Genomic DNA, 14,419 nt, shown 5'->3' on the forward strand with positions numbered 1-14,419 from the left:
TATAAAGTTGTTTAGTGCTAAAAAGAGACCCAATCCCAAGGGTCTCTTTTTTATTTTTTACGTTTCTTTGATGTAGAGAATTATTAAATGTTATTAATGTTTAATTTTATGTATTACATTTAGAATTAAATGATGTCAATATGTCCAAATTACTAATTGTTGAAGATGATGTTGCTTTTTGTACAATGCTTAAAACTTTTTTGCAAAAAAAAGGATATGAGGTGTCTACTTCATTTTCTGGAAGCGAAGCTGTTTTACAAATTCAAGAGCATACATTTGATGTTGTACTTACCGATGTAAGGTTACCAGATAGAGATGGTATTACTTTATTAGAGGATATCCGGATGAAAAACCCAAAAACTCAGGTGGTTATTATGACGGGTTATGCTGAGATTAATATGGCTGTTAGTGCAATTAAGCAAGGGGCATTTGACTACGTTTCTAAACCATTCAATCCAGATAAGATACTGCAGATTATAGAAAACGCTTTAAACGCTGAAACAAAAAATTCAGAGCCGAATAGAAATAAAGAGCGAAAGAATAACGAAAGAATTATTCCTAGCAACAATTCTTTTGTCAAAGGAATTAGCGATGCTTCTAAAAAATTAAATGAGTATGTTGCTCTAGTGGCGCCTACACGTATGTCTGTATTGGTTATTGGTGATAGTGGTACAGGAAAAGAATATGTTGCTAGTAGTATTCATAAAGCTAGTAAAAGAGCAGATAAGCCTTTTGTTCCTGTTGATTGTGGAGCTATTCCAAAAGAGATTGCGTCAAGTGAATTTTTTGGTCATATAAAAGGATCCTTTACCGGTGCAGTTAATGACAAAGTAGGTCATTTTGAAGCAGCTAATGGGGGTACTTTGTTTTTAGATGAAATAGGTAATCTTAGTTATGAATTACAAGTTCAATTGCTTAGGGCGTTACAAGAACGAAAAATTAAACCGGTAGGTAGTAATAAGGAAATAGAGGTTGATATTAGAGTTATTGCGGCTACAAATGAAGATCTTAGTAATGCAGTTAAAGAAGGAGAGTTTAGAGAAGATTTATATCATCGACTAAATGAGTTTTCGATAAAAGTCCCACCGCTAAAAGATAGAATAGAAGATTTAATGCTCTTTGCGAATTATTTTCTTGAAGAATCTAACGTGGAGTTGGATAAACATGTCGTTGGTTTTGCAGATGAAGTATTAGATACATTTAAAAAATATGACTGGCCTGGTAACCTAAGGGAGCTAAAAAATATAGTTAAAAGATCGGTGCTGTTATCACAAAATGAGATGATCACTATGGATGTATTACCTAATGATATAGCATATGCTTCTCATAACTCGAAGCAAACGTATGGTTTGTTTAAAAATCAGAATGAGCAGGAATTGATTTTGGATGCTTTAGAAAAAGCAAATGGTAACAAAGCAAAAGCTGCACGTATGTTAGATATAGATAGAAAGACACTATACAATAAGTTGAAACAATATGATATAAGTCTTTAGTTTTTAACTTTTAGTTTATCTATTAAATTTTCTATTTTGTTTATTCCTTTTTCTGTGAGTGAAAGTATTTCTTTAGGTTCTAATTCATAATCGTCTTGATGTTCTAAGGTGTCTAAAATCGGAATAATTTCTTTCGCTTTTATCTGTTTGAACATTGGTAACATTTTATGAGCTAGTCTTTTAATTTGTTCAAAGTCTTGATGTTTGATGGCAGCTTTTAGTTCCTTTATGTGTTCGGTTGTGCTGTTACAAAAAGTTTCTAAAATTGCATAAAGAGATTCAGAATCTCCTTGAGCAAAAAGCATCAAGTCATTTAAAGAGTAATTAGAATCTTTTTCCTGTTCAGATGTATTATTTTCATAATCTAGATTGACATCAACAGTTTTAATTTTTAAAACACCAGCAATTAGGCCTATTAAAGCTTGCGGAGCATATGGTTTACGAAGGCTTCCAGAAAAACCTGCATCTTCATATTCTGATTCAGAAACAGCGGTTCTACCCGATAACGCGATGATCGGCAGATCTTTATAATAAGAGTTGTTCTGAATTTCTTTCAGCAGTCCAAAACCATCCATCTTTGGCATTTGTATATCAGTTAGGATTAAATCATATGTCTTTTTGTTTAGAAGCTCTAAAGCATCTACTCCGTTTTCTGCAATATCATATGACAAACCTATTAAGGACACAACTTCACTAGTTAAATCTAGTTGGCTGAGATCATCATCTACTATAAGGACCTTTTTGTTTGTAAAATGTTGAATTTCTACAGATTCATTGTCTTCTTCAGTAATTTGAGATTTAGCAAGTTCAATAGGAATACAAAATGTAAAATTACTTCCTTTATCAGCCTCACTTTCTAATTTGATTTTTCCATTAAGTAATTTGATTATTTTTTTAGTGATTGCTAAACCTAAGCCAAAACCGCCATACTTTTTTTCTGTATCATCATCTCCTTGAGAGAATTCTTCGAAAATATATTTTTGTTGTTCCTGTGTGATTCCTATTCCAGTATCTTTTACCGAGATGACAAGTTCTTTTTCTGCAAGTCCATTTTCTTTTATTTGACCGTCTATTGAAATGGATCCTTGATCAGTAAATTTATAAGCGTTGTTCAGTAGATTAGTAAGAACTTGTTTGATTCTAAATGGATCTCCTAAATACTGCTTATTTAGTTTTTTATCTACGTTTATGAAAATCTCTAGGTTTTTGGTGTCATTTACAGGAATGATACTAGTAATGGTGTTTTCTATTAATTTTATAGGAGAGAATGGTAATTTTTCGATAACCATTCTACCTGCTTCAAGTTTAGATAAATCTAATAGATCATTTACTAAATGTAGAATATAGTCTGAGGATTTTTTAAGGTGACCTAAATAATGTTTTTGCTTGTTGTTTAAGCCTGTTTTTTCTAATAAATCAGAATACCCAATAACTGTATTTAAAGGAGAACGAAGATCATGAGTTACTGTATTTATTAATGATTCTCTGGTTTTTAATAGGGATTCTTTATAAGTTTTTTCTGCCTCTAACTCGTTTCTATATTTTTGACTCTTTGATACATCTTTGGTGATCAAAAAGAGAAAAGTAATGGCAATTATTAAGCTAATTGCAGTAATGATGATAATGAAATGAGCAGTTTTATCAAGAATATTATTAGATCGTTCTAGTTTTGCAACATATTCTCTTCTCTCATTATCTTCTATAGCGGCCATTAAATCTCGAAGCTGTCGAGTGATAATTTGATCATTCTTTAAAAGTTTATTTTCTCTAGCTTTGATCTGTCTTTGATATCTTCTTTCTTTTTCTTCAGCACCTGAAAGTGCTTGATAAATGGATCTGGCAATAGAATCAATAGTTTGATTGGTTAAACGTTCTTCATTATCTTTTCTAGTATATTCAAGCCAAGCTATGATAGCCTCTTTTTTCTGAGGACTATATTTTCTAAAGCGTTTATCATAATTGGTATAATTTCCAAAGTTTTCATTCTTCTTTAATTGATCCATTACATTTTCTTGCAACCCTTTTTCTTTACTTTGCTCATAAATAGCAATAAGTTTTTCAAAATTTTGATTTTTATTGTCAATCAAGATTTTAATACTGTCAATTTTTCTGGATTGTAATGTGTCAAGAGACATCGTACTAACTTTATCTATAGTCCCTATGATAGAATCAATTTTTGTTTTATAGTTTTTGAATTTCTCTGTATCCGAAGTTTGGATGATATTTCTCGTTAGACTTTCCGCTTCGTAAAGACCGGTTATGGCCTCGCCAACTAAGAAAAGTTTTTCGTTATTATCATTTTTTATTTTTGTGATTTCAGAATAATTGCTAAACTGCCTGTAGATCACCCAAAAAGCAATTACCGCAAGTACAATTGCTAGTGTGTATCCTGCAATTATTTTTAACGTAATAGAACGTTTTGTATTTTTCATACTATACTAACTTCAAAAAAACGGAAGCATTGTTTTTATCTTTAATAAAGTTACAATAAATGAATTAAACATAGTATTTTTGCGGCAAAATCTCAAAGGGGTGCGAAATCTTGAAAAAAAACTTTTCCTGGATAAAGCTGAGATCATACCCGATGAACCTGGGCAGGTAATGCTGCCAAGGGACGCTATAAGTTATTAATATCCTTGGATAATAGTACTTTAGGGAATAATAATTATGCTTGTTATACAGTGTAATTAGGTCAAATTAATTTTAATCGTTGAATAATTACTCCTTTTATTCGTAACAATATTTTACGAATGAAAAACATATTGTTTTATCTCATCATCTTTTTAGTGAGCCTACAAATCTCGGCTCAGGAAAAGCAAAAAGATTCCATAACTAATAAAGTTGAAAAACTAGATGAAGTTCTAGTTAAATCTGTTCGTGTTGATGCAGATTCACCAATAACACATTCTAATCTTTCTAAAGAAGAATTAGCTACTCGTAATCTTGGTCAGGATATACCAATATTACTTAATTATTTGCCAGGAGTTGTAACCACTACAGATGCAGGAGCAGGAGTTGGATATACATATATTAGAGTGAGAGGTAGTGATGCGTCCCGAGTAAATGTTACCTTAAATGGAATTCCTTTTAATGATGCAGAGAGTCAAGGTACGTTCTGGGTTAATTTACCAGATTTTGCATCTTCTGTAGAAAATTTACAACTTCAGCGTGGAGTTGGAACTTCTACTAATGGTTCTGGAGCCTTTGGAGCTAGTTTAAATTTGTTAACTGATGCTATTTCTGAAAAGGCAAATGGAGAAATCTCTAATTCGTTTGGATCCTTTGGTACAAGAAGACATAATCTTAAATTTAGTACAGGGCTGCTCAATGATCATATAGAGATTGCAGGTCGTTTATCTGCTATTGCATCTGATGGATATATTGATAGGGCATCATCTGATCTTAAATCATATTTTTTGCAGGGTTCTTATGTGGATGATAATACCTTGATCAAGGCAGTTGCTTTTGGAGGTCACGAAATTACATATCAATCTTGGTTTGGAATAGATGAAGCAACTTTAGAAAGCGACCGTACATTTAATCCTGCAGGTCAATACACTGATGAGGACGGAAATACTCGTTTTTATGATAATGAGGTAGATAATTACAAACAAGATCATTATCAATTGCATTGGAATCAAAAATATAATAATTATTGGTCCACTAATGTGGGGCTTAATTATACATATGGTAGAGGGTTTTTCGAGCAGTATAAAGAAGATGAAGATTTTGCGGATTATGACTTTACACCTATTACTATTGGAGGAGAAACTATTAATACTACAGATTTAATTCGTCGTAGGTGGTTAGATAATGATTTTTATGTAATTAATGCTACTGCTAATTATAAGAATAATAATTTAGATGTAGACTTTGGTGCATTTTATAGTTTTTATGATGGCGATCATTTTGGAGAAGTAATTTGGGCTCAAAACTCTGGAGGATCGGAAATAAGAGATAATTATTATTTTGGAAATGGAAAGAAAAAAGAATTTACCATTTTTGGAAAAACTACCTATAGAGTTAATGATAAATGGAGTGCATTTGTAGATTTACAAGGGCGTTTTGTTGGGTATGAAACTTCTGGATTAACATCTGATAGAGTACCTCTAGAAGTCGATGAGAACTATGATTTCTTTAATCCTAAATTGGGAGCTACTTATCAAATTAATGCTTCAAATCAGTTTTATGCATCATATGCTAGAGCTAATAGAGAGCCCAGAAGAAGTGATTTTGAGAATGGAATTAACAAGGCAGAAAAACTTAACGATATCGAATTGGGTTGGAGATTTAATAAAAAGAGAACAATCGTGAATGCCAACTTATACTACATGTGGTATAAAGATCAATTAGTACTTACAGGAGCATTAGATGATGTAGGGGCGCCAATAAGGGCTACAAGTGGAGAAAGTTATCGTTTAGGGATAGAAATTGATGCAGATATCACTATTACGGATAAGTTTATTGTAAAACCTAATGTGTCAATAAGTACTAATAAAAATAAGGATTTTGTTACTTCTAGAGATGGTAGTTTAGTTAATTTAGGGAATACAAATATTTCATATTCCCCAAATATAGTAGCAGGAAATATGTTTATTTATCAGCCTGTCAAAAACCTTCAGCTTGGATTTCTTTCCAAGTTTGTAGGAGAACAGTATATGGGTAATATAGATAGTGAAACATCTAAATTAGATAGTTTTTTCATAAATGATCTAAACGTAGTGTATGAGATCAAAAACATCCCGGTTTTTAAATCTATACTATTAACAGGTCTAGTGAATAATATTTTTGATACAGAATATGTATCCAATGGATATTTTTTCACTTTTGATGATGATTTCACAAACCCGGGAACTGTTACAACGGTTGAAGGAGCAGGATTCTATCCACAAGCTGGAGTTAATTTTCTGCTTGGAGCAACACTAAAATTTTAAGTTAAAAAACCTAGAAAATTAATATTTCTTAGTATAGTTTTCTGGGTTTTATTATTTTTATCAAATAAACTTTAGGGGTGACTCCTTAGTATGGAGTCTGAGAAATACCCTTTGAACCTGATGCAGTTAGTACTGACGAAGGGAAAAGTTAATCTCATTTCTTATGTAATAAAATATATAAGAATATGATTTTTCTTCTCAAAAGGATAAGTTATTCCTAAAGTTTATGGATTTAAATCTAAAAAGATGACCATAAACGTTAATAATCAAGAGCAAATAATTTCAGAAAATAGTTCGGTAAATCTTCTATTAGAAGAGTTATCTCTTTCTAAAAAAGGAATTGCTGTTGCTATTAATAATAAAATCATTACCAAAGATACTTGGAGTGATACTATAGTTAACTTAAATGATAACGTTACTATCATCCATGCTACACAAGGAGGATGATGAAAAATATTAACCAGGTTTACTAAAAGTTAAAAAACTTACTTATGAAGAAAAAAGATACAGCACCACAAGAGGGGAAAATAACAACAACCCCTTTCCCTAGTTCTAAAAAAATCTATGTAAACGGACATATACATCCAGAGATAAGCGTGGCAATGAGAGAAATAGAACTAAGTGATACCATAGATTCTATGACTCGTAAGAAAACATCAAATGAATCTGTAGTAGTATATGATACTAGTGGACCATATACCGATCCGAGTAAAGAAATTAATGTCCATGAAGGGATTGAGCGTATTAGGGAACAATGGATCATGGATCGTGGTGATGTTGAGGAATTAGACGGTTTTTCTTCAGAGTATTGTAATCAACGTTTAAATGATACTAGTTTAGATCATCTTAGGTTTAATCATTTAAGAAAGCCTAAGAGAGCAAAAGAAGGAAAAAATGTTTCCCAGATGTATTATGCGAAGCAAGGAGTTATAACTCCTGAGATGGAATATGTTGCTATTCGAGAAAACCAAAAAATTGAAGAAGCGACTAGAATTGCTAATCAACATGCAGGTCAGGATTTTGGAGCAAGTATTCCAAAAAAAATTACGGCAGAGTTTGTTAGGGAAGAAGTAGCCAGAGGGAGAGCAGTAATACCTTCTAATATAAATCACCCAGAAGCAGAGCCAATGATTCTTGGGCGCAACTTTTTGGTAAAAATAAATGCTAATATTGGTAATTCTGCTACTACTTCTAGTATCGAAGAAGAGGTAGAAAAAGCTGTGTGGGCTTGTCGTTGGGGAGCAGATAATATTATGGATCTTTCTACAGGCCAGAATATTCATGAAACAAGAGAATGGATCGTTCGTAATTCTCCGGTACCAATTGGAACAGTACCTATTTATCAAGCTTTAGAAAAAGTAAATGGTAAGGCAGAAGATCTTACTTGGGAGATTTTTAGAGATACTTTGATAGAGCAGGCAGAACAAGGAGTAGATTACTTTACTATACATGCAGGAGTACGTTTGGCATATGTGCCGATGACTGCAAAAAGAGTTACAGGAATTGTTTCTCGAGGAGGTTCAATTATGGCAAAATGGTGTTTAGCACATCATAAAGAAAGTTTTCTTTATACGCATTTTGAAGAAATTTGTGAGATTATGAAATCTTACGATGTAGCGTTCTCATTGGGGGATGGTTTACGTCCTGGAAGTATAGCTGATGCTAATGATGAGGCGCAATTTGCAGAATTAGAAACGTTGGGTGAGTTAACTAAGATTGCTTGGAAGCATGATGTACAAACGTTTATAGAAGGACCTGGACATGTACCAATGCATATGATTAAACAAAATATGGATAAGCAATTAGAAGCTTGTGGAGAAGCACCTTTTTATACTTTAGGTCCATTAACCACTGATATTGCACCAGGATATGATCATATAACATCAGGAATCGGTGCAGCAATGATTGGTTGGTATGGGACAGCTATGTTATGTTACGTTACTCCCAAAGAACATTTAGGATTGCCTAATAAAGAAGACGTTCGTGTTGGTGTGATAACATATAAGTTAGCAGCTCACGCGGCTGATTTGGCAAAAGGACATCCAGGAGCACAGCATAGGGATGATGCATTGAGTAAAGCCCGATTCGAATTCCGTTGGGAGGATCAATTTAACTTAGCTTTAGATCCTGAAAGAGCACGAGAGTATCATGATGAAACACTACCAGCTGAAGGAGCTAAAATTGCTCATTTTTGTAGTATGTGTGGTCCTAAATTCTGTTCTATGAAAATCTCGCAGGAAGTACGAGATTATGCTGCACAAAAAGAAATTGATGATCAGAAAGCATTAGAAGAAGGCATGCAAGAGAAAGCAGAAGAATTTAAAGAAAAAGGAAGCGAAGTATATTTATAAACTATAAGTTATCGGTAATTGGGTTTCAATAATTCTGATACCCAATGCCCGATATCTAATTCTCTGAGACTAAAAAGATGATTATAGTATTAACATCAGAAAAGCCAATTTCTAACGAATTCAATCAGATTAATCAATTGTTTAATGCTGGCTTAGAAATTTTACACCTTCGCAAACCGACATTTACGATTGATGGATATCGATCTTTATTAGACTTAATAGAGGTTAAGTATCATAATAGAATAATGACGCATCAGTTTCCCGAGCTAACTCAAGAGTATAAATTAAGAGGAATTCATTTACAAGAACAAGCACGTTTTGATCTAGAAGATGCATTAGAAGCAACTGTTCAGATATATAAGAGTAAAGGATTTTCTGTAACAAGTTCTTTTCATTCTAAAGAAGAGATTGATGCATGTAAAGTGAATTTCGAATATGTTTTGCTAAGTCCTGTTTTTGGATCAATTTCTAAAACAGGTTATGAAGGAAAAGGTTTTGATGTAAACGATTTGAATCATACAATTATCGGAATGGGAGGAATTAATGAAACTACTTTGCAAAAAACCTATGATTTAGGATTTAAGGGAGTTGGTGTTTTAGGAGGTGTTTGGAATACAAAAGATCCTGTAAGTAGCTTTTCTAAAATAAAGGAAGCAAATGATATGGTGATAAAGAATACGAACTAGACTGTATATGCAAACGCGCCCTAATGTACTAACAATTGCAGGTTTTGATCCTTCTTCGGGAGCAGGATTAACAGCAGATATTAAAACTTTTGAAGCTTTAAAATGTTATGGTTTTGCAGTTTGTACGGCGAATACGATTCAAAGTGATACAAGTTTTGAAGAATGTTATTGGATCGATATAGGAATTATAAAAAATCAGATAAAGATTTTATTCAAAAATTTCGAGATTGATTATGTCAAAATCGGAATTATCCAAAACTGGAAGGTATTACATGATATTATTGACTTTCTCTTAGAAAAGAATAGCAATGTAAAAATTGTTTTAGACCCAGTTCTAAAATCCAGTTCAGATTTTGATTTCCATAAACTCTCACTTGGAGAGAATGAATTCGAAGAAGTGCTGAATAAAATATATCTATTGACACCGAATTACAATGAGATTAAAGCTTTTTATCCTGATAAAACTATTGAAGAAACAATAAAACACATTTCTAGTAAAACGAATGTTTTTTTAAAAGGAGGTCATCGAGAAGGAATGCTTGGAAAAGACGAGTTATTTACAAAAGAGGGAACAAGTTTTAGGCTGAATCCTAAAAATAAAAATATAACAGAAAAACATGGAAGTGGTTGTGTATTGTCGTCTTCAATAACAGCATATTTATCCCAAGGATTCCCCTTGCTAAAATCCTGTTATAGAGGTAAGCGTTACATAGAAAAAGTATTGAGTTCTAATACTTCTCTTTTAGGATATCATAAATTCTAGCAGTTAAAATATGAAAGAAGAAAATTTACAATATATTTCTCAGGGAAAATCTCCACAAGAGCATTTAAGGCATATCGGTGAAGTCTGTGAAGCCGGAGTTAGGTGGGTGCAATTGCGTTTAAAAGATGTGGATGCTGCTACAGGGCTAAATACTGCTTTAAAATGCAGAGAAATTTGCGATCAGTATGGAGCTATTATGATTGTTAATGATAGTGTGAGTATTGCAAAAGCTTCTCAAGCAGACGGTGTGCATTTGGGATTACAGGATATGAACCCTAAAGAGGCGAGAGCTATTTTAGGAGATAACTTTATTATTGGAGGTACAGCAAATAGTTTAAAAGACTGTATAAAACATATAGATGAAGGAGTAGATTACATAGGATTAGGACCTTTTAGATATACTAGTACCAAAAACAAGTTAAGTCCAATATTAGGTTTAGAAGGGTATCAAAAGATTATTTCAGAATTTAAAAATAATATAGATATTCCTATAGTAGCAATTGGTGGAATTGAAGAAAATGATGTACCTCAAATTCTTAACATAGGAATTAGTGGAATAGCAGTTTCAGGAATGTTAACGGATAAAGAAGATTTGGAGAAAAGAATAGAAACTATAAAAAAGCTTATGGCGGTTGCTTAAAGCTAAGACATACAATGGATACATTAAAAATTGCAGATAAAGAATTTTCTTCTAGGTTATTTACCGGAACAGGAAAATTTAGTTCATCTGATCTGATGAAAGAAGCATTGATAGCTTCAGAAAGTGAGTTGATAACTGTAGCACTTAAACGAGTTGATGTCAAAAATGAAGATGATGATATATTGACTCATTTAGATCATCCAAGAATTAATTTATTGCCTAATACTTCTGGGGTTAGAGATGCTAAAGAAGCTGTCTTTGCCGCTCAGTTGGCTAGAGAAGCACTAGAAACTAACTGGATTAAGTTAGAAATCCATCCTGATCCAAAGTATTTATTACCAGACCCTATCGAAACTTTAAAGGCGGCTGAGGAATTAGTAAGACTTGGTTTCGTTGTGATGCCTTATATACATGCAGATCCTGTTTTATGTAAACGGTTAGAAGAAGTAGGAGCGCAATGTGTTATGCCTTTAGGAGCACCAATAGGCAGTAATAAAGGATTAAAGACATTGGATTTTTTAGAAATAATTATAGATCAAAGTAATATTCCTGTAATAGTAGACGCAGGTATCGGTAGTCCGTCTCATGCAGCACATGCTCTTGAAATAGGCGCTGATGCAGTTTTGGTAAACACTGCTATCGCTGTTTCAGAAAACCCAGTAGCAATGGCTAAAGCATTTAAGATGTCAGTTGAAGCAGGTAGATTGGCATATACCGCTAAGTTAGCTCCCATTAAAAAACATGCGGAAGCAAGTAGTCCATTAACATCTTTTTTGAATGAGTAATTTCAAAAATATATTTGATCAATATAATTGGGACTCTGTCTTATCCGATATTCTTAGCAAAACTGAACGGGATGTTCAGAAAGCTTTAGATACGAATAATAGAACTATTGAGGATTTTAAGGCTTTAATTTCCCCAGTTGCTAAGCCGTATTTAGAACAAATGGCGCAATTGAGCTATCAAATTACAAAAAAGCGGTTTGGGAATACCATACAAATGTATGCGCCAATGTATCTAAGTAATGAATGCCAAAATATTTGTACGTACTGTGGTTTTAGTATGACTAATAAAATACCTCGTAGAACTTTATCTGATCAGGAAATATTGAAAGAGGTAGCTTTTCTAAAGTCAAAAGGGTATGATCATATTCTTTTAGTTACAGGAGAAGCAAATAGAACCGTAGGTGTAGCATATATTGATAATGCTATCAAACTAATACAATCTAAATTTGCCAATATTACTATAGAAGTGCAGCCATTAGATCAAGAAGATTATGAATTATTAATTGATAGCGGTTTATATGCGGTCTTAGTGTATCAGGAAACATATCATAAAGGAGAATATAAAAAGCATCATCCAAAAGGAAAGAAATCAAATTTTGATTATCGATTAGAAACTCCAGATAGATTGGGGCGAGCAGGGGTTCATAAAATAGGTTTGGGAGCCTTATTTGGCTTAGAAGATTGGAGAGCTGATAGTTTTTTTACAGCCTTACATTTGCAGTATTTGCAAAAGACATACTGGAAGACTAAATATTCTATATCGTTTCCAAGATTAAGACCTCATAGTGGTGGATTAGAACCAAAAGTTGAAATGACTGATTCCGATTTGGTGCAATTAATCTGTGCATTCCGTTTATTGGATGAAGATGTAGAATTATCCATGTCTACTAGGGAAAGTGAAGTTTTTAGAGAAAATATTGTGAACTTAGGGATTACTTCAATTAGTGCAGAATCTAAGACAAATCCTGGAGGATATGCTGTAGAACCTCAGTCTTTAGAGCAGTTTGAGATTTCTGATGAACGTTCTACAGAAGAAGTGGTAACCATGTTAAAATCTAAAGGTTTAGAGGTAGTTTGGAAAGATTGGGCTCATAATTGGAAATAAATTGTAATATCTTTATAGCTTGTTTGTGAAAATGCTAGATAAAGAAGAAAAAATACAATACAGCCGTCATATTTTGTTAGATGAAATAGGTGTTGATGGTCAAGAAAAACTGAAATCAGCTAAGGTTTTAGTGATTGGTGCAGGAGGATTAGGGTGCCCTATTTTACAATATCTTACTGCAGCTGGAGTAGGTACTATCGGAATTATTGATGACGACGTAGTTGATAAAACAAACCTTCAAAGACAAGTTTTATATACCGTAGATGATATCGGAAGATCAAAAGCCAAAGTAGCTTCAGAAAGATTATCTGGACTAAATCCTTTTGTGTTCTTTAAGGTATATGAAGAGAAGTTAGATAACGATAATGCATTAGAGCTTTTTTCTGAGTATGATATTATAGTAGATGGAAGTGATAATTTTCCAACTCGATATTTAGTAAATGACGCTTGTGTGATCACTGATAAACCATTAGTATTTGGTTCTATATTTAAGTTTCAAGGGCAGGTTTCTGTGTTAAATTATAAAAATGGCCCAACATATCGGTGTTTGTTTCCAAATCCACCGGAACAAGGAGCTGTTCCTAACTGTTCTGAGATAGGAGTTTTAGGAGTATTACCTGGGATTATAGGAAGTCTTCAGGCAAATGAAACTATTAAAATAATTGTTGGTATAGGAGAAGTTTTAAAAGGAAAACTACTCTATTTTGATGCTCTTACTTTACAACAACAAACATTAAGTTTTAATAAAAACCAAAATATCGATATAGATCGATTACTTGACAACTATGATTTTTTCTGTGGTATTAAACCAAATACTTTTGAGGAAATTTCTGCTGAAGAACTAAAACAAAATATAGAAAATTATCAAATTCTAGATGTTAGATCTCCAGAAGAGATTGATTATTTTAATATTGGAGGCATTCATATTCCTCTAGATACAGTTTCTTCAAGTGTTTTTGAACTAAACAATGAAAAACCAATTGTAGTTTGTTGCCAATCTGGTTTACGAAGTAAAAAAGCAATCGAAATTATACGTAAACATAGAGACGATCTTCATTTGATTAATTTAAAAGATGGATTATCTGCATATTAATTAGAAACGACCAAAATATTTCCGTCTCTTCTAATTTGATATCTTAAAAGGGGGAACCCACCTTCTCCTTCTAATTGTTGTCCATTAATAATCTCATAAGCATTATCATTTCCACAATTAGATTCAGCTCTAATTCCTGTTACGCTAAGTGCGGAACAACTACTAGGAATTATATTTGGATCACTTAATTCAAAAGCAGAGTATAATGTATTATCTATATTATATATGACAACTCCTTTGATACCAACTCCTTCAATTCTAATTAATTCAAAATTCCCGGGAAACTTAAGACTATTAAATTGTGGTAAGTCTAAATTTACAGTATGATTAAAACCTATAGAAGGAAGATTAGGGTTGTTAGAGCGACCATCATCACTACTACAAGAGAGTATAAATACTGAAATAAAAACTACTAATATTATTTTTTTCATTTTTTGTTGTATTAATAATAAAGAAAGATATTCTTTACTAATCCAAGTGCAATTTTTTAAATGACCAAATTAAGTAAAAATGTGATTCGGTATTATTTTTTATTATATTTGTTTATAGATAAAGTCCCATGGCCGTGG

General features: G+C 32.6%; 12 protein-coding genes and 1 riboswitch. Of the genes, 10 read left to right on the forward strand and 2 right to left on the reverse strand.

Features of this window, described 5'->3' with window-relative positions:
- Nucleotides 1-140 precede the first annotated feature (140 nt).
- Nucleotides 141-1,493, forward strand: a complete 1,353-nt coding sequence (locus BMY33_RS07030; protein WP_091407012.1) for a sigma-54-dependent transcriptional regulator — start codon at nt 141-143, stop codon at nt 1,491-1,493.
- Here BMY33_RS07030 and BMY33_RS07035 read toward each other — a convergent pair.
- Complete coding sequence (locus tag BMY33_RS07035; RefSeq protein WP_091407014.1) at nt 1,490-3,925, reverse strand: hybrid sensor histidine kinase/response regulator; 2,436 nt, start codon at nt 3,923-3,925, stop codon at nt 1,490-1,492. The genes BMY33_RS07030 and BMY33_RS07035 overlap by 4 nt on opposite strands.
- A 318-nt stretch (nt 3,926-4,243) precedes the next feature.
- Between BMY33_RS07035 and BMY33_RS07040 the strand changes: the two genes are divergently transcribed.
- The 9 genes from BMY33_RS07040 to moeB all read left to right on the forward strand — a co-directional run bounded on the left by BMY33_RS07040 (nt 4,244) and on the right by moeB (nt 13,850).
- Nucleotides 4,244-6,427, forward strand: coding sequence for a TonB-dependent receptor (locus tag BMY33_RS07040; protein WP_091407016.1), 2,184 nt, complete (start codon nt 4,244-4,246; stop codon nt 6,425-6,427).
- A gap of 63 nt (nt 6,428-6,490) precedes the next feature.
- Nucleotides 6,491-6,588: riboswitch (TPP riboswitch) on the forward strand.
- 85 nt (nt 6,589-6,673) lie between these two features.
- Entirely contained in the window at nt 6,674-6,874 is a 201-nt protein-coding gene (thiS, locus tag BMY33_RS07045; protein ID WP_091407017.1) for a sulfur carrier protein ThiS, read from the forward strand.
- A gap of 44 nt (nt 6,875-6,918) precedes the next feature.
- On the forward strand, nt 6,919-8,778 hold the full coding sequence (gene thiC, locus BMY33_RS07050; protein ID WP_091407019.1) for a phosphomethylpyrimidine synthase ThiC: 1,860 nt from the start codon (nt 6,919-6,921) through the stop codon (nt 8,776-8,778).
- A 77-nt stretch (nt 8,779-8,855) separates the two neighbouring features.
- On the forward strand, nt 8,856-9,464 hold the full coding sequence (locus tag BMY33_RS07055; protein WP_091407020.1) for a thiamine phosphate synthase: 609 nt from the start codon (nt 8,856-8,858) through the stop codon (nt 9,462-9,464).
- Between the two features lie 7 nt (nt 9,465-9,471).
- Complete coding sequence (locus tag BMY33_RS07060) at nt 9,472-10,227, forward strand: hydroxymethylpyrimidine/phosphomethylpyrimidine kinase (protein ID WP_091407021.1); 756 nt, start codon at nt 9,472-9,474, stop codon at nt 10,225-10,227.
- Between the two features lie 10 nt (nt 10,228-10,237).
- A complete protein-coding gene (locus BMY33_RS07065; protein WP_091407023.1) occupies nt 10,238-10,867 on the forward strand; it encodes a thiamine phosphate synthase in 630 nt (209 codons plus the stop codon).
- A gap of 14 nt (nt 10,868-10,881) precedes the next feature.
- Entirely contained in the window at nt 10,882-11,652 is a 771-nt protein-coding gene (locus BMY33_RS07070; RefSeq protein ID WP_091407024.1) for a thiazole synthase, read from the forward strand.
- Nucleotides 11,645-12,757, forward strand: a complete 1,113-nt coding sequence (gene thiH / locus BMY33_RS07075) for a 2-iminoacetate synthase ThiH (protein ID WP_091407026.1) — start codon at nt 11,645-11,647, stop codon at nt 12,755-12,757. The genes BMY33_RS07070 and thiH overlap by 8 nt, the downstream gene beginning before the upstream one ends.
- 31 nt (nt 12,758-12,788) lie before the next feature.
- On the forward strand, nt 12,789-13,850 hold the full coding sequence (gene moeB / locus BMY33_RS07080; RefSeq protein ID WP_091407028.1) for a molybdopterin-synthase adenylyltransferase MoeB: 1,062 nt from the start codon (nt 12,789-12,791) through the stop codon (nt 13,848-13,850).
- On the opposite strand, the gene BMY33_RS07085 is transcribed toward moeB, so the two are convergent.
- Nucleotides 13,847-14,281, reverse strand: coding sequence for a hypothetical protein (locus BMY33_RS07085; protein WP_091407029.1), 435 nt, complete (start codon nt 14,279-14,281; stop codon nt 13,847-13,849). The two genes, moeB and BMY33_RS07085, sit on opposite strands and share 4 nt — an antisense overlap.
- Nucleotides 14,282-14,419 lie beyond the last annotated feature (138 nt).

The organism is Aquimarina amphilecti, from assembly GCF_900109375.1.
Lineage (GTDB): Bacteria > Bacteroidota > Bacteroidia > Flavobacteriales > Flavobacteriaceae > Aquimarina > Aquimarina amphilecti.